We start from the raw sequence: 20,453 nt of genomic DNA, 5'->3' as shown, positions 1-20,453 counted from the left end.
ACTGTCATGCAATCCAGAGTTTAGGTTATTTTGTATTCACTTTACTGACTGATGATTTCCAATAAACTCTATTCAAGCCAATATTTGATATTCTTCTAAGAAAGTGACAAATCAGCCACCTCTTGAAGATGTTTTCAGACTCTGCGACCTCTTCCGGGAGATAAAAATAAGTGTGGCGACAGGAATTATAGTAACATGATCACAAAAGAAACGGTTCAAGAAACCTTAATTGGGTCTGATAAACCAATGCAACTAAATTCTTTCTTGGCAGGTACCCTTGCCTTCATCATAATCGCAGGCGTGCTTCTTTCCCCCCTCTCTGGGCTACCGAGTTCAAATTTATTGCTAACAGGGGGTATCGGCATAGTGATTAGTGGATTAATGATATATATCGGCCTCAAAAAAGCCCATAACTATTCACAGGTTGTAGAAGGGGTTCTAATCGGATGCGGCTATGGAATAGGATTCATCTCAGGATTCACGGTGATCACCATTCTTGCTGGTGTCGGATATGAATCGATAGCAATAGTTGCATTTGTACCCTTAGCTCTCATAGCTTTCCCAGCAATTATCGGCTATCTTGATCAAGGTCTTCTCGCTAGCTGCTACGTCGCAATGATGGCCGCTCTTGGATTCATCTTCCCATTATTTGCAGCCGGTTTCCCAGCAGTACCACCAAGTACTGACCCACCATCGATAGCAACAGCTATCGGAAGTGGAATAATATTTGCTACACTCATTGGTGCCGTCGTAGGGGCTGCTGGTTATATTGTTCACAATATCTTTAGATGAACTGCACGGGCGCGATGGCCCGTGGCTTCTCGTGGCTTAGTCTGATACATCCGCAACACCATCTGCAAGCGGCTAGACCGAGTGCCTTGAGACTTGACTCCAAGGGATTCACGAAACTATGTGGATAATTAGGTTGGTTGATCCAAAGAGCTGTTCGGATTCAACTTCTTGAATGCGGCGGCTACCGAGACAGTACCGCTGTTCGAAACCTTGAATTTGACTTCCTGTTGGAATACGACGTGTTCGCCCCCGTTTCGAGGGGCAAACACGTATTCACCAGCCACCAGATTCTTTTGCGGCTTTCTGCACTCCTACTACGAGAACATTTACGGTGCACGTCCAGTCACGCGAGAACGCCAGCACAGCTTCGTCTGATGCTACTACGGACTCGCAAACCGCCACCTATAAACACTGTTAGCCGGTTTCTCACCGATCTCGAACACGTTATTGACGATGTCTTCGATAGGCTCGTCGAGCAGGCCTCTGTCCGCGGCCTGCTCGACTCCACCTACGCTATCGATTCGACCCACATCGAAGCGGTCCAATACAACGACGCTGCGTCGTGGAACTACGATCCAGTAGTTGAGGAGTACTACTACGGTTTCAGCTGTACGATTGTCTCGCTAGGTCAAATCCAGATAGCAGCGGAGCTCACACAAGCCAAACAAGCGGATCAGGCGACGGCGAGCGTGTCGTGAGTGACGCGCATCGCCGTCGATACACCGATCGGGATGCCTGGAGACCGCACGAACGACATTCTCGACTGGCACGACCGAGTGTGTCATACAATAGTTCCCAACAGACATTCTTCACGTTTGGTGCGTGAACAAAAAGGCCATTTCGACTTCAGTCGAAAATCACCAGCATACACACGAAATGGAACGGTATAATTGCCTGGTAGAGGGCATGAGACGCTTTCTATGACAAGCTCACGACCACCTGCTGTCCGCAGGGGACGTGCCAGTCGCTCCGTACAACCCGCAAAACACTGATAACCCACTGGACCTTGAATACAAGGTCAAAGACCGTATTGAACAACACAGCAGGGGATGTTCAGCTGAAACAATCTATCCTGGACGAGACGTACAACCACCGGACAGGAATTGAACGAACCAATGACGCGATCAAGGGCTACGGCCTCGGTACGCTCACGCACGAGCAGAAGTGTCGTTGCGCTCTGCCTACGGTTCGTCGTTACCATTACCAACTACGAGCGAGGAATCGATCCGGGGTGTAAGATGCTATGAGGGCGATTCTCATTTGGTTTTAATTCGTTTGCTTAACTTGGACGTGTTGAATCACTAAACGATGGTGGAACAGTTTGTCAAATCAAAGAAGTGGAAACGGAAGAGTATATGACTCAGATTTCTCGCGACATTTTGCTCTTTAGGAGGTATTCAAAGGAGCGTTAGCGGCGTACTCTCGGCTTCATGTTTTGAATACCAGTCTATCGCCCACGTAACTGCGGCCCTATCCTTAGAATCAATGACGCCACGAACTACACCAATATCGTCGTGAATAACGACAAGAACATGTTCGACGGGTTCTGTGATCACGACGACCCCCATGGGGATTTCACCAGAGTACGAATAAGCGTCGAAATTCCCGGTGTTGATGAGCGTTTTGAATTCGTCACTGAGTTTTGTTTGCACGTGTTCAGTCGCCTTTCTTCCGAAGACAAACTCAGCATCCAGTCGGTTCGCTGTGGTCTGAGTCAAATACGTCTCTACCATAGGCGAGAAAATAGTCGGCACGACACCGCTAATCTTGGCCGCCTCAGAGACTTCTTCTTCAAGATATTCGTACACAAGATCTGGTCTCGTCTCCCCGATTACAAGTGTCGTTGCATCACGAGCGACGGATGGGTCAAGAACCGTTCCAATTTCCTGTCTTGTTTCGAGTAACCGCTCTGATTCTGCAAACGTCCGGACGATTTCGTCAGTTCGCTCATACTGTGTATAGATTATTTTGCCGAACGTTGTCGGCGCATACATACCATCCTGTTTTTTTCACTAGATTGTGATCTTCGAGTTGTTTGAGTCCACGGTAAATCGTCGACTGTGAGGCGTCTACCTCGTCGGCCAGGTAATTTTGATAAGCCGGGCCATCAATGAGGCGTTTGAATATCGACAATCGTTTGTGGAGGACCATGTAGGCGGCGTGCGCTTTCTCCGCATCCATGATTCTATGTACTGTGAAACCAATTTATATCTAATGGATGTATTGATAGGTGATGTCTAACATAATGGTGTTCGATATGGCATAGTCAAGCCAGATAACGTACGATATTCGCGCCCTGTGCCTATATTCAACAGGGTAAAGAGCCGGAAGAGGAGCCACGTGTTGTTGAATACCCCGATCAACGGTAACAAGCCATAATTTCGTCCTGGTAGTGTATGATTTTATCCGAGTCCAGGAAAGTATGGGTGATGACAAACGGGTTCCCGGAACAAAACGCCTCTCTTTCTACTGAATCAATCTCTAATGATACTGATTCATGGGAGGAACGGAACCGCAATCTTCTCGTCTCGATTGAGATCGAAAACGTCTCTCGAAAGCCTGGGGAAAATCCATATGATTGTTTCTACTCTGCTGATCCAGCTGATCCAAAACACTCTACCCATCAAGCTGCTCTCATCACCTCCCACGAAATTATCGACGATCTCAACGACGATATCGACGTGGCCAATGCCGTGACGAACGCGAATATCCGACTCGAGAAATTCACCGATCCCTACTGGGATGACCGCCCAGAAATCTACGAATTCGAGGTAATGCTCCGGTCGTTCATCTACGCCGAACTGCGTGGAATACGCTACCATCAAGACCTCGCGGACTTCCTCGAGCGCAACCCCGCGATTGCCTTCACACTGGGCTTCGAACCGGACCTCGGTGACGAAAACGAGTATCTTGCCCTCCAGGTGTACCACACGCCGGAGACACCTCACCAGACGACGATCACCCGGTGTGCGAATCGTCGATTCCTCGCTCGAACGGAGAAGTTCATCATGGACGTCGCCGACGAGATCGAAGCCTACTGCCGCTGACACACCCACCTCGTCGAGATGCACTATCTGTGGAGCAAGAATGGCAACATGAATCCAGGCGAGTCCGAGGAGAAACTCGACCCGGACGGTCTCATGAAACAGCAGATCCAACGGCTTGTGAATGAGTTGATGCGCCACGTCTGTCCGAAGATCAACTTCCAGCGGCGGTCATCGCGCTGGGGATCGCGGGCTGGCTAATTCTGCCAATCGGTGCTTTCGGGGGCTGGTACCACGAGCGGGCGAAGCTGAACGCGAACTGAGCTATATCGACGTCGGCAGTCGGAGTGTACGCAGATCGTACTCTGATCGAACGAACGCGCGCCCGGGAGTAGCCGGAGCGTCGATCGATCGTCCCTGAAAACGACCGCGTCAGTCGCGAACGATAGGATCCATATAACAAACCCTGCCAGTGACGAGCATCCGCCAAGAGATGCGTATCGACGAGAAATCGACCGACAGTGGTACGGAGTCACGATGAAACGGTCGGCACTCGAGGGAGTGCTCGCGGTCGGCTTTCTCGCGCTCGCTGCCGGCGTGCTCGTCGCTCGAGCGAACCCGGCGACCGGCTACGAGTCATCGGTCTACGCGGGGTCGCCCACGGCGACGTGGATCGCGTTCGTCGTCGCGTTGGCGATCGGCGTCGGAGCCACGATCGCCTGTCGCGGCCGGTACCAGGCGCTTGGCATCGGCCTCGGCGGAACGACCGTCACCGCAATCGTCAGTCTCCCGCTGATCCGCAACTATCGATTCTCGGGGATGGGTGACGCGATGACCCACATGGGCTGGACGCGAGACGTCGCCGACGGCGGGCTCGCGCCCCACGAACTGTTTTACCCGGCCGTCCACTCGATCGGTGCCCTGTTACACCAGGTCGGCGGGTTCTCGATCGAGCGGGCGCTGCTCGTGACGATGGTCGTCCTCTTCGTTCCGTTCCTGATCTTCGTTCCGCTCATCGTCCGGAACGTCAGTGGCGACCCACGAGCGGTCGGCTTCGGCGCGATCGTCTCCTGGATGGTGTTGCCCGTGAACAACGTCGCGACGCACATGGGCGTGCATACGAACTCCGTCGCACTGTTTTTCGTCCCCGTCGTCGTCTTCGCCATCGTCGCGTACCTCCGGCGGCGGGCGACGATCGAACGCCTCCCGTTCGGGCTGTCGCCGTTTAGCGTCCTGCTGTACCTGAGCGCGATCGCCCTGTTGCTGATTCACCCCCAGCAGATGATCAACGTCGTCGTCCTCGTCGGGGCTATCGCCGGCGTCCAGTACCTCGCTCGCTCTCGAGTAGACGAGCATCCGATCCTCGAACACCCTACCGCCTACGCGCACACGGCCGTCCTCGGGGTGATCTTTACCGTCTGGGCGGTCTCGAACGAACGGTTCAGGAACGCGGTCGCCGGACTCGTCTACGGGCTGGTGACCGCCGACGTCGGCGCCGGTGCCGAGGTCGACCAGCGTGGAGCCTCCCTCGCCGAGATCGGTGGCAGTCTCGGCGAACTGTTCGTCAGGATGTTCCTCGATGCGGCGATAATCGGCCTCGTCGTCGGTCTCTTCGTCCTGGTGATGTGGCTGGGATGGACGAACACCGACCGGGAGACGGCCGCGTTCGTCACGTACCTCGGCCTGGCACTGATCCCACTCGGTGGGATCCTGCTGGTGTATTTCGTCGGAACGCCGACGATGGCGTTTCGACAGATCGGGTTCATCTACGTCGTCCTGACGATCGTCGCGGGGATCGCCGTCGCACACCTCGCCGGCGGGCTCTCCGGGTTCGTCACGAGACCGGGATCGGACGCCGTCGTCGCGCTCGTGCTCGGCGTCTGTCTCGTACTCGGATTGCTAACTATCTACGCGTCGCCGCTGATCTACAGCCCGAGCCAGCACGTCACCGACCAGAAGTTCAGCGGCTACGAGTCCGGCTTCGAACACGCAGCCGAGGATCGACCTCACGCCGGACTCGGGTACGACCCCTTCCGGTACGATCACGCGATCCACGGCCTCGAGCGAGAGGACGCCCTGAGCGGTGCGACGATTGCGACAGGTGAAGTCGACCACGAACAGTTCGAAGCCGGCAACTACAGCGGCGCGTACCACGGCGTCGACCACTACCTCATCGTCACCGAGTACGACCTCACGCGCGAGATTGGCGTCTATCAGGAACTCTACTATAGCGAGGAGGGACTCGCGGAACTCGAGCGGAGTCCGGAGGCGGACAAGGTGATCTCGAACGACGAGTTCGAGATGTACGCCGTCGAGGGTGACGAGGACTGAGTCGTTCGGGGTAGTAATCCCAAACTGGACACGCGACCTCGAGTAGTAACGAGGTACTGCCTGTTGGACTGTTCGTTCGAGCAACCGTTTTCGGACCGCGATCGGTTCTCGGGCGGCTGGAGAAAACTGGATGCACAGCAGCTATCACGGCAGTAATGAAGCTTTTATGCCGACAATACCCGCTTGTCGGGACCGTTTTCGCGACTGGTTCGTTCTTATCTTCGAGAACGATCTCCGGTAGATTCTGACCAATACAATAGTGTTACAAACTATATCCGTAAATTTAATCGATTCTCCCAAGGAAAAGTTTATGAGTGTAAGCCGGTGTTACGCAAGTGTATGGCGCAGCATCCCCGTACGTCCGAGACGGAAACTACTCCGACTACTGGCCGTAACAACGGATTAACCCGCCGCAACTACGTGCGATCGCTCGCAGCGGTCGCGACCGCAGCAACTTCGCTCGGCGCAGCCGGCACCGCAGCCGCCGACGATGACTACGAGGTCATCGAAGCCGAGGGTCAGACGATCAGTATCGACTCGGGAGAGACCTGGGAGAACAAGCTGATCGACATGACCACTGGGCAGGACATCATCGTCAACGCCCACGGCACCGACTGGACGATCCGGAACGTCGGATTCAAGGGGGAAAACACGTCCGGCACCGGATCTGCCACGTTCGGTATCTCCGACTCCGACCCGAGCGGCTCGAGCACCGTCGAGAACGTCTATCTCGGCGACGGCACCGACAGCCGCAACGGAAGCTCGAGCGGTCACGGACAGACCGCCTTCTGGGTCGACCCCGACCACGCCGGTCACATCGACTTCGAGAACGTCAACATCCAGGGCTTCGCGGACAACGCGATCTACGCGTCCGCGCCCGGGAACGCCGGCGGCGGCACGATCCACATCGATAGCAGCTTCGCCGCGAACTGTTACGTTTCCCACTTCCGTCTCGCGACGGAGGGGAGCAAGGTGACGAACTCGAGCGTCTACGTCGACGACTCGGGCTACCAGGGCCGCGGTATCTGGGCCTGGGCACCTGGCACGGTCGAAGTCGAGGGTTGCCAGATCGAGATGAACGGGCACAACGTCGCCATCGACGCCGGCGCGAACGGAAACCCGACCGAGGTCCTCGTCAGCGACACCGACTACGACGAAGTCGCGGGTATCGGCGAAAACGCCGGTTCGACCGTCGAACTCGAGGACGACGTCGGGACGGACCCCGACGCGTTCATTCCCGACGGCGTCCCGCGAAGTCCCGAAGAAGCCGCCTCCGGTAACTGATACGGTCTGCTGTAACGATTTACCGGCGCAACCGCAGGAACGATCGCGGTTGTGCCGTCAATGACTTACAGCAGTCCGTATGAAACCTCCCCCGCTGACGCAGCTCTCCGTGGTGGGATTGCTGTAGTCCGTCTCGGTGGCCGTCGACGCAACGCCGCCCCCGGTTCCCGTTGACGCCTTCCACTTTTCCGCGTTTGATTCTCGAGGATTCGATTCCGTACTCCGTCCCGTTTCGATTCCGTATCGTTTGGCCACCTGGACGTCTATTCAGCACTCCAGGACGTGAGTGAGCTACCGTTCGACACCACGTCCCTGGTAGTACCGGATTACCCCTCGGATTATCGGATCGAACGCTGCCGAAATGGGGGATCGGTTTCAGTAATATAGTGTTACTCCAGTCCCGTCCGCCGTTTTCGCTCCTTTTCATCGATGACGAACGTAAAAAGTTCTATGAACGAATTGTATGTACGTTGTTTCAATCTGTAAATTTTATGCATACTGTAGGGGAAAGTTTATGCTGGTAGTTTCGTATTACCGGATACATGGCACGCGAACCTTCGGTATCGGACGACGAAGCGATCGGCGACGATGGGACAGATTCGACGGACGATGGCAGTAATGACGGATTACTCAATCGTCGATCGTACGTGAAACTGGCCGGCGTGACGACTGCGGCGGCTGCAGCGACACTGCCAGGCGCTGCAAGCGCCGACGAGGAGTACGAAGCGATCACCGCACGGGGGCAAGTTATCACGATCAGTCAGGGCGAGACGTTCGAGAACAAACTGATCGACCTCACGACCGGCAACACCGTCACGTTACTCGTCGAAGGCGGCAACTCCGTCATCCGCAACGTCGGGTTCGAGGGACTCCACCGCGGGAGCGGCTTCATGATCTCGATCACCGCACCCAGCGGAAACGTCCTCGTCGAGAACGTCTATCTCGGCGACGGATCGACCAAAGAGGGCGGAAGCCACACCCACGGACCGGGCGCCGTTTTCATGCACCGCAACGCCAACTGCGACGTTACGTTCCGTCACTGTAACGTCCAGGGATACCCCAACAACGGCTTTTACTGTTCCAACACCGCCTACGGTGGCTCGGCTCGCTTCGAGAGCTGTTACGGAAAGAACAACGGCGTCTCCACGTTCCGCGTCGCCGGCGGCAACGACGCCATCGTCGACTGCGTCGCGTACAACGACAACACCGACTACGGCCCCGGATGGGGCGGTTACGTCGAAGATTCCGGCCGCCCGCTCTGGGTCTGGCCGGGCGGAACGGTCTCGATAGAGAACTCGGAGTTCGCAGCAGGTTCCTACCCCTACGCTGCAGTCATGCGCGGCAGCGGCTCCGCCCGCATGACCGGCGGCGCGATCCAGGGACAGGTCCAGGGCGGCGGCCTCCAGCGGTCGGGCGTCTCGAGTTCGGCCGACCGATCGATTCCCGGCGGCGTCCCGACGTCGGCCCGGGAAGCCGCGACCGGTGAATCCAGTGACGACTCGAGTCCCGACGAAGGAACCGACGACGAAGAACTCCCACACCTCCTGTTGTTCGAGGGCGACGACTCGGGCGTCTCCCGCTACGAGTTCGTCGTCGACGGCGACGTCGAACCCTCGACGCACGACGGCGCGACCGTCGACGACGAAACCGAGATCGATGACGGTACCGTTCACGGCGTCGTCGCCGACTGGAAGGACGCCTTCCGGTTCGACGGCGACCTCGAGACGCTGACCGTCGACGGGCCGGCGACGGCGTACCTCGACGGCGAGGAGGTCGACCCCGACGAGTACGGTGAAGAGCTGCCCCACGCCCTCGAGGTCGAGGGCCAGGGTGAACCGACGAGCTTCGAGATTTCGGTCGAGGGGACGATCGAACTCGACGGCGAGGAAGACGACGAGACGACGACCATCTCGGGATCGACGGTCCAGAGCTCCGTCACCGACGAGACGCTGACGTTCCGGTTCTCGGGTGCCGTAACCGACGTGACGATCCTCGAAGGGGACGCGGTCGTCTCCGTCGATGGCGAGGAGATCGACCCCGACGAGTACGGCGACAACGAGTTGTTGCCTCACGCGATCCTCATCGACGGCACCGGAACGGACGAACCGACGTCGTACTCCTTTACGGTCTCGGGTCACGCAGTCGAGGCGACGTTCGCCGACCTCACGATCGACGACGAACACGTCTACGAGGACGGCGTCGTCCGCGGCGTCGTCGGCGACGAACGGGATGCCTACTGGTTCGACGGCGGCTTCGAGGACTTCAGGTTACTCGGGGACGCGACGGTCGACGTCCAGTATAACGCGCGCGATCAGTAGTCGACCCGTCAGCGACTGTTTCGATCGGAGAAAGCAGCGGCTCCGTCGTATCGCCGAGAGTAAAGGTGGCTCCCGCGCCTGGAACAGCAAGCTGGCACGCGAACTGCTCCGGTACTGGATGACGGTCGCCGGGAGCCAGATGACTGTACGGTAGGGGTGAATAAAAGTCCTTCCTGAACTGACCTGAGAGAGACCAAAGCTACGTAACGCGAGAACGGGTCCGACTCGAGGGTGTCGTCGGTTACTCGATCCGAGACAGTTTGCCGTTGACGTTGCGTTCTTGCTTTCGGTTCGTCACGGCGTGAGCGACCGAGAGTCCAAAGAGTGCGACGAGGACGGCGGCGGCGATTCCGAACGTCGGAATCGCAGCCAGCAGCGGAACGCCAACGAACGCCCCGCCGACGAGGACGATGCCGACCGCGCTCAGTACGCCGTACCAGCGGTCCCATCGGTCCTGTTGATGCGAGTCGGTATCGAGATACATCATCAGGAGGTCGGCGTTGTCCGACAGCGAGATCAAGCCCCGGTCCTGATCGTATTCGACGATGCCGGCGTCGTCCATCTTGGGAAGATGAGTCTGGTAGAGGGCGACGTATACCCGTTTTCGCTGGTCGGAACTCAGGGCGTTTACGTCCGTGTCGTTCTCCCAGGCAGCGATCTGCTCGGCGAGTTCACCGAGCGTGACCGTTTCCTCGGCTTCGAGCAAGTAAGCGAGGACTTCTCGACGTCGGCGGTTCTTGAGGAGTTCGAAAATGACGTCCTTCGAGAGGCGTTCGTCGTCCTCGGACTCGCCGACCGACGATGCGATTTCGTCGGGGAGTGAGGTATCGATCGAGGACATTATCGTGTCCCTCCGGCGGATAGGGCAGTTCGAACCCGACTCCGCCAGCATTTGCGGTCGAGAACGCTACCGGACAGAGACCCCGGCAGCGACCGCTGTACTTCCAGACGGCGATTCGCAGTCACGATTGACACACCAAGTTGTACACCAACAGAGACACTCTTAAGCACGGCCACGTTTCGCATCGGCTGCAAAGTGAGTACGGGACGGCTTCGTCCAGTAGCTCTCGATAGCGGCCGATGGCGCGATCGCTGGTGGTCGAGGGTGGCGTTCGTAGATCGCTGGTATCGTCCGATTTGGGCCGCGTATTTGTATCGTACTTCGGGATCGGGACGAATCCAGCGATACGCCGGTGAACGTCGATGAACGGATCGGCAACTCGTCACTAGTCCGACCTTCGACTCCAGCGACATAAATTCGAGCGACAGTTTGGTATCGAAAGGAGAATTTACGCGATGAACTGATGATTTACACCCGGGGAAGGGCGTAACAATCGTCACGATTCATGTGTCGCGTTCCCATAGAAATTGATGGGTCGGAGCGATCACTCGCGGTCGCTTCACCCGGAGACGACCGATGGGACACGTCGTCGGCGCGGGCCCGACGACCCGGGAGACGGGTCAGGCCTGCGTCGAACTCTCCTTTCGACCTGCAATAGTAAGTCGGGGTTTCCTATGAAACCATGTGAGCCCCTTACAGTGACCGCAGAATTGTCTCCGCTACGGATGACACAGCCCATCATCGATCATGCCAGAAGTGAGTCCAGCGAACGAGAACAGGAACGGGAACGAGGAACGGAGCTGTGTCCCGACTGTGAAACCGACACGATCGTCCACGACCCCGACCGCGGCGAGCGAGTCTGTGACGAGTGTGGGCTCGTCTTAACAGAAGATCCTATCGATTACGGCCCCGAGTGGCGTGCGTTCAACGCACAGGAACACGACGAACTCTCTCGAGTCGGTGCGCCCCTGACCCAGTCGATGCACGACCGTGGGCTGACGACGACGATCGACTGGCGGAACAAGGACGCCAACGGCCGGTCGATGTCGGCCGACAAACACGGCCAGATCCACCGGCTCCGGGTCTGGCAGGAGCGAATCCGGACGAAAAACGCCGGCGAACGCAATCTCAAGTACGCGCTCTCGGAGATCGACCGGATGGTCAGCGCACTCGGCGTCCCGAACCCGGTCAAAGAAACCGCGAGTGTCATCTATCGCCGTGCGCTCCAGCAGGATCTCATCCGTGGCCGGTCGATCGAAGGCGTCGCGACCAGCGCCCTCTACACTGCCTGTCGCAAAGAAGACATTCCGCGCAGCCTCGAGGAAGTAACTGCCGTCTCCCGTGTCGACCAGCGCGAAATCGGCCGAACGTACCGGTACATCGCGGACGAACTCGGCATCAATCTCGAGCCGACGAACCCGCGCCAGTTCGTGCCCCGGTTTTGCTCGGAACTGGATATCGACAAAGACGTCGAGACGAAAGCGATCGAGATCATCGACGAGACGACCGAGCAGGGGCTTCACTCCGGGAAGTCACCGACCGGATTCGCGGCGGCGGCGATCTACGCGGCTGGGTTGCTCTGTGACGAGACGATCCCGCAACGCGCGGTCGCCGAAACCGCACAGACGACCGTCGTCACCGTCAGAAACAGATACCGGGAACAGCTGGACGCGATCGACCAGACGCCGGCTACATGATCGACCGATCGTCTTCGCCGTAGACTTCCTCGTCGACCAGCGCGTGAAGGTTGGCGTAGGGAACGAACGCAACGAGCGTATCCTCCTCGTCGTATAGTTCGAGACCGTTCTCGACGTGCTCGTATCGATCACACAGGATCTGTCCCTCGGGCAGGATGGCACGGAACATATCGCAGCGTATGCTAGCCGTTCGGATATACTGTTCGCCAGATCGCCAAAACGTCGTCCGGTCGAGCGTCGACTCGGATCAGTCTTCGACGGTGAACTCCTCGAGCTGGCCGTTCAGTTCGGCGGCCGTCTCCGATAGCGACCTGGCTGCGTGGGAAATTTCCGAGATCGTGGCGGTCTGTTCCTCGGCGGCCGCGGCGACGCTGCTGGTCTCCTGGAGCGTCTGTTCGCTCTGTTCGGTCGCCTCGTCGACCATCGTCACGACTTGCTGACTCGAGTGAGCCTGTTCGTCGGTCGCCTCGTTGATCGACTGGACGCCCTCGTTTGCCTCCTGGACGTCGTCGGCGATCTCTTCTAGGACCTCGAGGCTCTCTTCGATCGTCTCGGTTCCGTCGACGACGTCCTGTTGCATGGCGCTGATCTCCTCGACGGCGTCCTGGGCCGACGTCTGGACGTCGGTGACCATCGAATCGATGTCGTCGGTCGCGTCGCCGGTTTCCTCGGCCAGCGACTTGATCTCGCTCGCGACGACGGCGAACCGGCTGCCGTCCCCGGTCGCACGAGCAGCCTCGATCGAGGCGTTGACAGCGAGCAGGTTCGTCTCCTCGGCGATCTCGTCGATCAGCGTGACGATTTCGGTCACTTCGGTCAGTTCCTCGTCGAGCGCTTCGATCTGGTCGACGACTGCGCTAGATCGTCGCTGGAGCCGATCGAGTTCCTCGAGCGCGTCGCTCGCGGTTTCCCGGCCGTCCAGGGCGTTATCCGCGGCCCGACTCGAGACGTCGGCGACGCCATCGGCCGTCGACGCGATCTCCTCGATCGTCGCCGAGAGGTCGCTCATCTCGCCGAGTACTTCCTCGAATCGGTCGTTCTGTTCGTCGGTCGCGATAGAAATCTCCTCGGACGACTCGCTCACCTCTGCGCTTGCCGTCTCCATCTCGGCGACGCTCGTCGAAACCTCCGTTCCGACCTCGTCGACCTCGTCGGCGAGCGCCTGGATGCTGTGGAGGGTATCCGCGACGTCGTCGAGCATCGCGTTCAGTCCGTCGGCGATCTCGACCATCGCCTCGTGGTCGCTTTCGACCTCGACCCGGTGTGTGAAATCGCCGTCCGCACACTGCCGTAACACCGCTCGACAGCGTTCGGCGTCGGCCTCGAGTTCCGCGTTCCGCCGTTCGACTTCCTCACGCTGGCGCTCGATTCGTTCGCGACTCTCCTCGAGTTCCTCGATGCGGTTCTCGAGTCCGGTTTGCATCTCCTCCAGGGACTCGCCGAACTCCCCAGGGACCGTCTCCTCGAGGACGTCGGCGTCGAACTCTTCGCGTGCGAGCGCGTCGGCCTGGCTCGCGACAGTCGTCAGCGAAGTGTGCATCTCGGCGACGGAGTGCTGGAGTTCGCCGACTTCGTCGCGCTGTCGTCGCTGTACCGGCTGCATCTCGAGTTGCCCGTCAGCGATGTCGTTTGCGACCGTGTTGATCTCCAGCAGCGGTTCGATGAGGTCTCTCCGGGCGATCAACAGCGTGTTGACGAACGCGACGACGGCGAGGAGGAAGACGACGGCGGTGAGGACGATCTGTGCGGTCGGGAACACCGCGAACGCTTCGCGCGGGCCGAGAAAGACGAGTGGCAGCGCGAACACGGCGATCGTCGAGAGAAACTGGAGAACGACCGCTGCGAACATCTTCCGTTCGATACTCTCGGTAACTCCCAGCCGGTCCATCGTCCCCCACAGGACCGATTCGTACCGGTTGCGGATCGGACCGAACCCGGCGTCGGCGACGTCGGCCCGGTCGCTCGAAGCAGTTGCCATACGAAAGCAATCCGACGATCGATATATAAACACGCTGGCTATTTCCAGTCGGTTGGAACGAGTGATACTTGAACCCATCTCCGAACGTGTTCGTTCGTCGGAAGTGTGGCAGTAGTCCGGGCGAAAGCGGTTCGCCGGCCACGGCTCCCGCGAGCGAAATCGGTTTACCTGCACCGACGTTACGGCCCGCCAGTGACCGACGAACGATCCTCGAACGCCGGGAACGGTGGTCGAGAAACGAACCACACGGACGACGAGACGCCACCTGCTCGAGGCAACGAGTCGTCGCCCGACAGTACGGCAGACGGGGAGTCCGATCGGCTGTCTATCGACCGATTCCACGACGCCTGCCAGCAGGCAGGCCGACCGGTGCTGACCGCCGACGGCGTCGCCCGCGCCCTCGATCGCCCCCAGGAGGACGTCAGCGGGGAACTCGAGGAACTCGCCGACCGTGGCGCAGTCCAGCGTCTCTCCGTCTCGAACGACCCAGTGGTCTGGTACCCCTCGGAGCTCGAGGACCTGACCGAAAAAGAGCGCGTCGTCGTCTTCCCGAAACGTCGCGAGATCGTCCTCGACCGGCCGACCCAGTTCACGCGCGCGCAACTGTCTCAGTTCGCCCACCTCGCGGACGGCAACGGCGAGAAGGGGTATCGCTACGTCGTGCGACCGGAGGACGTCTGGCAGGCCCCGCACGAGGATTTCGACGACCTCGAACGCACGATGCGTCAGGCGTTGGGCCAGCGATCCGAGCGACTCGAGGAGTGGGTCCGCAGCCAGTGGGATCGCGCCCGCCAGTTCCGGCTCTACACCCACGAGGACGGCTACACCGTCCTCGAGGCTCAGACGCCCGAAGTGATGGGTAACGTCGCCCGGCAGAAACTCGACGAGGAACACGTCCACGCGCCGATCTCCGACACCGAGGACTGGGTTCGCGAGGGGGCCGAGGCTGCGATCAAGCGAATCCTCTACGAGGCGGGCTACCCCGTCCAGGACCATCGCGATCTGGATTCGGGCGAGGCGCTCGACGTCGACCTCGAGGTCTCTCTGCGTGACTACCAGCAAACCTGGGTCGATCGCTTCGCCGAGGCTGGGGAGGGCGTCTTCGTCGGGCCGCCGGGCAGCGGCAAGACCGTCGCCGCAATGGGCGCGATGGCAGAGGTCGGCGGCGAGACGCTCGTCCTGGTGCCGAGTCGCGACCTCGCACGCCAGTGGGCCGAGACGATCGAGGAGTACACCAGCCTCGGACCACACCAGATCGGCCAGTACCACGGCGGCCAGAAGAACGTCCGGCCGGTGACGATCGCGACCTACCAGATCGCCGGCATGGATCGCCACCGCTCGCTGTTCGACGACCGCGAGTGGGGACTCGTCGTCTTCGACGAGTGCCAGCACGTTCCATCGGACGTCTACCGCCGCAGCACGCACCTGCAGTCCCAGCACCGCCTGGGACTTTCCGCGAGCCCGATCCGCGAGGACGACCGGCAGACCGAGATCTTCACGCTCGTCGGCCCGCCGATCGGCACCGACTGGCAGGCCCTCTTCGAGGCCGGCTTCGTCGCCGAACCCGAACTCGAGATCCGGTACGTGCCGTGGGGCGACGACGAACAGCGAAACGCCTACTCGTCGGCCGACGGCCGGGAACGGTACCGGATCGCCGCGGAGAACCGCGGGAAGATCGACGAAGTACGATTCCTGTTGCGAGAGCACCACGACGCGAAGGCGCTCGTCTTCGTCGACTACCTCGACCAGGGACGGGAACTCGCCGACGCACTCGACGTCCCCTTCCTCAGCGGCGAGACGCCTCATCACGAACGACGACGGCTGCTCGAGGAGTTCCGCCGCGACGAACGCGACCTGCTGATCGTTTCGCGCGTCGGCGACGAGGGGATCGACCTCCCCACCGCGGATCTGGCCATCGTCGCCTCGGGGTTGGGCGGCTCGAGACGGCAGGGCACCCAGCGGGCCGGCCGAACGATGCGACCCGCAGGCGGCGCGCTCGTCTACGTGCTCGCGACGCGTGGTACTCGAGAGGAGGAGTTCGCACGACGGCAGTTACAGCATCTCGGCCGGAAGGGAATGACCGTTCGCGAGCAGACCGTAGAGCGAGAACAGACTAGCGACGACTCGAGCGAGACAGTGTAGTGGCGGTTCGACCCATCAGTCGACTTTGGAACGGTACTAGGCCTACTGGCACGCATCTACGATCTCCGCCGGCGTGAACAGAGAAACGTCCTCCCGGCTTTCGGCAGTTCGACGCAGTCCGTCCGAGAACCCGGAGCGACAGAAACAGCAGTAGTGATACGCCGGATCACCGCCGTCCGGCGGCGTCCATCGAACCTGTGCAGCGCTTCGCTCGAGATCGGCGAGATCGCCTTCGTCCATCGGTCTGGACGTGTATTTACACTCCCCGGCGACGAGCGTCCCGTCCCCGCCCAGGCCAACCACGTCGAGTTCGTGGTGGTCGTGCCACCAGTAACCGATGCCGTGGTACGTTTTCGGAACGAGTTCCGGGAGGGCTCGCTGACACACGCGTTCGAACATCTCACTCGTATACTCGGAAAACGTCGGTTCGACCAGCTGTTCGTACGCGTCGTCACCGAGTTGAACGAGTTTCTCCTGCTGGCCGTAGACGTACTGGAACCAGAACCGAAACAACGGCTCTTTCAGACGATATCGGCTCTTTCTGGTCGTCTTCGGATCGGCCGTAACCGGAATGTCGCGCTCGACGAGTCGAAGCCGGCGCAGTTTCGAGAGATACGCGCCGAGCGAGTTCGAATCGATACCGGCGAAGCCGGCAATCTCGTTCGCTTCGCGCCTGCCTCTGGCAATCGCGCGAAGGATCGTGTAGTACGTCTGTGGATTCTGAATGCCGAACTCCGTTCGAAGCAGGAACTCGGGTTCGTTGTGGAGAACGCCGTGTTCCGACAGGACGTGGCGCTGGACGTTCTCCTCGAGCGATACAGACGGTGTAAGCGCCTGCAAGTAGTACGGCGTCCCGCCGAACACGCCCCAGGCTCGAATGACCGAATCTGGCCCTGATTCCGGATAGAACCGTCTCGCATCCGATAGGGACAGCGGTGGCAGATCGATCGAGCCCGTTCGACGACCGTACAGCGGACTCCCACCGCCCAACACCTTCTCCTCCATGACGCTGATCGACGATCCGACGAGCACGACTGTCGCCGAAGTGTCCTCGAGGTGCGTGTCCCAGACGCGTTGAATTTTCGACGGGAGCGCGTCGTCGGATTCGATCAGGTACGGAAATTCGTCGAGAACGACGATCCCGTCCTGACGTCCAAGTGTTCGTAACAGTGCTTCCCAGTCGCGTTTGACGTCTTCGACCACCGGGAACGTCTCGGCTGCTGTGTCCGCGAAATCCTCGAGCTGGACGGCTGCCGTTTCTTCGGTTGCCTGCCAGTACACGGCGTCGCCGCGCGTTCGAATCGCTTCCCGGACGAGTGCGCTCTTCCCGAGTCGACGCCGGCCGTAGACGACGATGAGTTCAGCTCGCTCACTCTCGAATCGTGACTTGAGGAACTCGAGTTCGTCCTCTCGGTTGACGAAACGCGGATGAGTCATACTGGCTATTTGGACTGCGCCAAGATAATAATATGGATTATCTAAATCGATATTTTACTAATTTGGATTTTACTCCTGTACTCCTCTCCCAGAACCGATCACGAATCGAAACTCGAGTCCTCTGCCAGAAGCCCGTACCGGTAGAGGTCGATATACTCGCCCTCGACGAACGCTTCCTTTCGGAGCGTCCCCTCTTTCTCGAAGCCGACCTTCTCGAGGACCCGCTGTGATCCGACGTTCGTCTCGTAGACGCGTGCGTAGACCTTGTTGAGTCGTCGTTCGTCGAACGCGTACCGGCAGAGACACCTGACCGCGTCCGTGGCGTACCCGTTGCCCCACTCCTCGGGGGTGATCATGTACGCGATCTCGGTTGATCCCCAGGCTTCGTTCGGCGAGTCGAGCGAGGCGGTTCCGACGGGGTCGCCGTCGACGCAGACGAGCAGATGGACGCCGTCGTCGTCACCGATCGATTCGATCCACTCCCGTTCCTCGTGGCCGGATATCGGCGAGTACATGGAGAGACAACGGCGCACTCTCGGATCGTTGAACGTCTGCTGGACGAACTCCCCGTCTTCGGTTTCGATGGTTCGGAGGGTGACTGTTTCTTCCTCGAGAAAGACTGCGCCAGTCATGTTAGGAAAATAAATACTCCAGAACATTAACTCTATTCCCGACGGTCATATCGCGGTCGCCGCCACGGTCTCGAGCGACGACCACCCGAGCGGTCGAGGCCAATATTCAAGGTATCGTATCCGAACTGTACAGATAGTATGAACGACGCGGTCGCGACCGAACTCGCGCTCGAGGTGACCGACCGGTGAGCGACGACACCCAGCGGGAGATTCTCGTCGGGGAGACGGACGCTGGAGACGACCTGTGGCTGCCGGTCGTCGAACTGCTGACCGGTCGCGGATTCGTGACCGGCAAGTCCGGGTCGGGCAAGTCGAATACGGCTTCCGTCATCGCCGAAGAGTTGCTCGAGGCTGGCTTCCCGCTGTTGATCGTCGACACCGACGGCGAGTACTACGGGCTCAAAGAGGAGTACGAGATGCTCCACGCGGGAGCCGACGAGGAGTGTGACATCCAGATCGGTCCCGAGCACGCAGAACAGATGGCCGAACTCGCCCTGGAGGAGAACGTCCCGATCATTCTCGACGTTTCGGGCTATCTCGACGAGGAGGTCGCGGACGAACTGCTCCGGAAGGTCGCCCGCCAGCTGTTCGTCAAGGAGAAGAAGCTGAAGAAGCCGTTCCTGCTGGTGGTCGAGGAGGTCCACGAGTACATCCCCGAGGGCGGCGGCGTCGGCGAAACCGGCAAACTGCTGATCAAGATCGGGAAACGCGGCCGCAAGCACGGACTTGGCATCCTCGGAATCAGCCAGCGGCCAGCAGACGTCAAGAAGGACTTCATCACGCAAGCGAACTGGCTCGTCTGGCACCGCCTGACCTGGAACAACGACACGAAAGTCGTCGGCCGGATCATCGATACCGAGTACTCGGAACTCGTCTCGGATCTGGACGACGGCCAGGCGTTCGTCCAGACCGACTGGGACGAGGCCGACGTCCGGAAGGTCCAGTTTCGCCGCAAGCGCACCTTCGACGCCGGCGCGACACCCGGACTCGACGACTTCGAGCGGCCCGACCTCAAGTCCGTCTCGGACTCCCTGGTCGGCGACCTCGAGAAGATCTCCGAACGCAAGGAACGCGAACAGGACCGAGTGCTCGAACTCGAGAACGAACTCGAGAAGAAAGAGAAACGTATCGAGACCCTGGAGGACGAACTCGAGTCAGCACGGGACGTCTCGAGTGCGGCCAAACAGATGGCAGACGCGTTGACCCGCCCGGAGACGATCCAGACGCAACTCCCCGAGGGTGGCCCCGGTGGTGAGGACGTCCGTCAGCTACACGAGGAGATCGTCGATCTCGAGGAAGAACGGGACGAACTCGAGGCGGAACTCGAAGAGTACGAGGAGTACGCCGCCAGACTCGAGGACAAACTCGAGTCCCGATCGGAGACGATCGATCGGCTCCGCGAGGAAAACGAGCGGTTGCGCGAACGTGTCCGCGACCTCGAGGACGGCGAAGACGACGAGGAGACCATCATCGAGGTCGGCGGCGACTCTCTGGAGTTCGGCTACACGTGGCCGAACGAGGAGTCCGACGAGGACGACGAAGTGGTAGAGGCGGAACGGGACCGCTCGACCATCGACGAATCACACGTGAAAGCGATGGCGTCGAGTCCGCTCGGTGATCGACTCGAGCGAGCGAGCGAGCAGTCACAGTGTACGGTCGAGACGGCCAGACGGGTCCTCGCTGTTCTCGCGCGCGACGAACCCCTCGACGCGGAGTCGATCGCGAGTCGCGTCGACCGGTCGACCGTCGCGGTCCAGGGGCTACTCTCGGAGCTGCGTACCGAATCGGTTCTCGACCGGCAGGGTGAACGGTCCTACGCACTCGCGGACGAGGTGCGATCGGACCTGCTCTCGACCGCCGAGGAGTGACTTCCCGGCTCTTTTATGCCCTGTACGGGCATCGAACGAACGACAGCCAACGCTTACTGACACCGGCGCTGACCGGCTACAGATTCGGGCATCGCGGATCGTCCACGGAAGACCCGGCCTACAGTTCCAAAACGCTCGCATAACAAAGC

At 59.6% G+C, this 20,453-nt stretch carries 16 protein-coding genes and 2 pseudogenes; 11 read left to right on the top strand and 7 right to left on the bottom strand.

Features of this window, described 5'->3' with window-relative positions; genetic code table 11:
- The first annotated feature begins 195 nt into the window (after positions 1-195).
- From BLR35_RS20255 to BLR35_RS08645, 3 genes and pseudogenes are all read left to right on the top strand, one after another.
- Positions 196-792: a hypothetical protein gene (locus BLR35_RS20255; protein ID WP_139169261.1), complete on the top strand. Its 597-nt coding sequence runs from the start codon at positions 196-198 to the stop codon at positions 790-792.
- A gap of 150 nt (positions 793-942) precedes the next feature.
- Positions 943-1,559, top strand: a pseudogene (locus tag BLR35_RS08650) (IS5/IS1182 family transposase); the annotation flags it as partial.
- 163 nt (positions 1,560-1,722) lie between these two features.
- Positions 1,723-2,039, top strand: a pseudogene (locus tag BLR35_RS08645) (IS5/IS1182 family transposase); the annotation flags it as partial.
- A 150-nt stretch (positions 2,040-2,189) separates the two neighbouring features.
- Here BLR35_RS08645 and BLR35_RS08640 read toward each other — a convergent pair.
- Positions 2,190-2,786 (bottom strand): transcriptional regulator FilR1 domain-containing protein, encoded by a 597-nt coding sequence (locus BLR35_RS08640; RefSeq protein ID WP_244510210.1) that lies wholly within the window; start codon positions 2,784-2,786, stop codon positions 2,190-2,192.
- Positions 2,740-2,943 (bottom strand): helix-turn-helix domain-containing protein, encoded by a 204-nt coding sequence (locus BLR35_RS20965; RefSeq protein ID WP_244510244.1) that lies wholly within the window; start codon positions 2,941-2,943, stop codon positions 2,740-2,742. The genes BLR35_RS08640 and BLR35_RS20965 overlap by 47 nt, the downstream gene beginning before the upstream one ends.
- 542 nt (positions 2,944-3,485) lie before the next feature.
- On the opposite strand from BLR35_RS20965, the gene BLR35_RS08635 reads away from it, so the two are divergent.
- From BLR35_RS08635 to BLR35_RS08620, 5 genes are all read left to right on the top strand, one after another.
- Positions 3,486-3,839, top strand: a complete 354-nt coding sequence (locus tag BLR35_RS08635) for a transposase (RefSeq protein ID WP_244510209.1) — start codon at positions 3,486-3,488, stop codon at positions 3,837-3,839.
- A gap of 48 nt (positions 3,840-3,887) precedes the next feature.
- Entirely contained in the window at positions 3,888-4,037 is a 150-nt protein-coding gene (locus tag BLR35_RS20960; protein WP_244510208.1) for a hypothetical protein, read from the top strand.
- Between the two features lie 276 nt (positions 4,038-4,313).
- Positions 4,314-6,107 (top strand): hypothetical protein, encoded by a 1,794-nt coding sequence (locus BLR35_RS08630; protein WP_090380480.1) that lies wholly within the window; start codon positions 4,314-4,316, stop codon positions 6,105-6,107.
- Positions 6,108-6,446: 339 nt separating this feature from the next.
- On the top strand, positions 6,447-7,391 hold the full coding sequence (locus BLR35_RS08625) for a hypothetical protein (protein WP_090380478.1): 945 nt from the start codon (positions 6,447-6,449) through the stop codon (positions 7,389-7,391).
- 542 nt (positions 7,392-7,933) lie between these two features.
- Positions 7,934-9,709 carry a hypothetical protein gene (locus BLR35_RS08620; RefSeq protein ID WP_090380475.1) on the top strand — a complete coding sequence of 592 codons (1,776 nt, stop codon included), beginning with the start codon at positions 7,934-7,936 and terminating at the stop codon, positions 9,707-9,709.
- A gap of 241 nt (positions 9,710-9,950) precedes the next feature.
- On the opposite strand, the gene BLR35_RS08615 is transcribed toward BLR35_RS08620, so the two are convergent.
- Positions 9,951-10,550 (bottom strand): DUF7344 domain-containing protein, encoded by a 600-nt coding sequence (locus tag BLR35_RS08615; RefSeq protein ID WP_090380472.1) that lies wholly within the window; start codon positions 10,548-10,550, stop codon positions 9,951-9,953.
- A 725-nt stretch (positions 10,551-11,275) separates the two neighbouring features.
- On the opposite strand from BLR35_RS08615, the gene BLR35_RS08610 reads away from it, so the two are divergent.
- A complete protein-coding gene (locus BLR35_RS08610) occupies positions 11,276-12,247 on the top strand; it encodes a transcription initiation factor IIB (RefSeq protein ID WP_090380469.1) in 972 nt (323 codons plus the stop codon).
- Here BLR35_RS08610 and BLR35_RS20645 read toward each other — a convergent pair.
- Entirely contained in the window at positions 12,240-12,416 is a 177-nt protein-coding gene (locus BLR35_RS20645; protein ID WP_170830997.1) for a hypothetical protein, read from the bottom strand. The two genes, BLR35_RS08610 and BLR35_RS20645, sit on opposite strands and share 8 nt — an antisense overlap.
- 78 nt (positions 12,417-12,494) lie before the next feature.
- On the bottom strand, positions 12,495-14,225 hold the full coding sequence (locus tag BLR35_RS08605; RefSeq protein WP_090380467.1) for a methyl-accepting chemotaxis protein: 1,731 nt from the start codon (positions 14,223-14,225) through the stop codon (positions 12,495-12,497).
- A gap of 192 nt (positions 14,226-14,417) precedes the next feature.
- Between BLR35_RS08605 and BLR35_RS08600 the strand changes: the two genes are divergently transcribed.
- Positions 14,418-16,367 (top strand): DEAD/DEAH box helicase, encoded by a 1,950-nt coding sequence (locus tag BLR35_RS08600; protein WP_090380463.1) that lies wholly within the window; start codon positions 14,418-14,420, stop codon positions 16,365-16,367.
- Positions 16,368-16,409: 42 nt separating this feature from the next.
- On the opposite strand, the gene BLR35_RS08595 is transcribed toward BLR35_RS08600, so the two are convergent.
- A complete protein-coding gene (locus BLR35_RS08595; protein ID WP_090380460.1) occupies positions 16,410-17,804 on the bottom strand; it encodes an ATP-binding protein in 1,395 nt (464 codons plus the stop codon).
- A gap of 98 nt (positions 17,805-17,902) precedes the next feature.
- On the bottom strand, positions 17,903-18,436 hold the full coding sequence (locus tag BLR35_RS08590; RefSeq protein ID WP_090380457.1) for a GNAT family N-acetyltransferase: 534 nt from the start codon (positions 18,434-18,436) through the stop codon (positions 17,903-17,905).
- A gap of 185 nt (positions 18,437-18,621) precedes the next feature.
- Between BLR35_RS08590 and BLR35_RS08585 the strand changes: the two genes are divergently transcribed.
- Complete coding sequence (locus BLR35_RS08585; protein WP_090380454.1) at positions 18,622-20,304, top strand: ATP-binding protein; 1,683 nt, start codon at positions 18,622-18,624, stop codon at positions 20,302-20,304.
- Positions 20,305-20,453 lie beyond the last annotated feature (149 nt).

The organism is Natronobacterium texcoconense, from assembly GCF_900104065.1.
Lineage (GTDB): Archaea > Halobacteriota > Halobacteria > Halobacteriales > Natrialbaceae > Natronobacterium > Natronobacterium texcoconense.
This window is presented reverse-complemented; position numbering and strand designations above follow the sequence as displayed.

What these genes read in the sequence shown, in the direction of transcription:
- BLR35_RS08595 (WP_090380460.1), bottom strand. Translation starts at nt 17,804, where the DNA reads ATGACTCATCCGCGTTTCGTCAACCGAGAGGACGAACTCGAGTTCCTC.
- BLR35_RS20255 (WP_139169261.1), top strand. Translation starts at nt 196, where the DNA reads ATGATCACAAAAGAAACGGTTCAAGAAACCTTAATTGGGTCTGATAAA.
- BLR35_RS08620 (WP_090380475.1), top strand. Translation starts at nt 7,934, where the DNA reads ATGGCACGCGAACCTTCGGTATCGGACGACGAAGCGATCGGCGACGAT.
- BLR35_RS08640 (WP_244510210.1), bottom strand. Translation starts at nt 2,786, where the DNA reads ATGTATGCGCCGACAACGTTCGGCAAAATAATCTATACACAGTATGAG.
- BLR35_RS20965 (WP_244510244.1), bottom strand. Translation starts at nt 2,943, where the DNA reads ATGGTCCTCCACAAACGATTGTCGATATTCAAACGCCTCATTGATGGC.
- BLR35_RS20645 (WP_170830997.1), bottom strand. Translation starts at nt 12,416, where the DNA reads ATGTTCCGTGCCATCCTGCCCGAGGGACAGATCCTGTGTGATCGATAC.
- BLR35_RS20960 (WP_244510208.1), top strand. Translation starts at nt 3,888, where the DNA reads ATGAATCCAGGCGAGTCCGAGGAGAAACTCGACCCGGACGGTCTCATG.
- BLR35_RS08625 (WP_090380478.1), top strand. Translation starts at nt 6,447, where the DNA reads ATGGCGCAGCATCCCCGTACGTCCGAGACGGAAACTACTCCGACTACT.
- BLR35_RS08590 (WP_090380457.1), bottom strand. Translation starts at nt 18,436, where the DNA reads ATGACTGGCGCAGTCTTTCTCGAGGAAGAAACAGTCACCCTCCGAACC.
- BLR35_RS08615 (WP_090380472.1), bottom strand. Translation starts at nt 10,550, where the DNA reads ATGTCCTCGATCGATACCTCACTCCCCGACGAAATCGCATCGTCGGTC.
- BLR35_RS08610 (WP_090380469.1), top strand. Translation starts at nt 11,276, where the DNA reads ATGACACAGCCCATCATCGATCATGCCAGAAGTGAGTCCAGCGAACGA.
- BLR35_RS08605 (WP_090380467.1), bottom strand. Translation starts at nt 14,225, where the DNA reads ATGGCAACTGCTTCGAGCGACCGGGCCGACGTCGCCGACGCCGGGTTC.
- BLR35_RS08630 (WP_090380480.1), top strand. Translation starts at nt 4,314, where the DNA reads ATGAAACGGTCGGCACTCGAGGGAGTGCTCGCGGTCGGCTTTCTCGCG.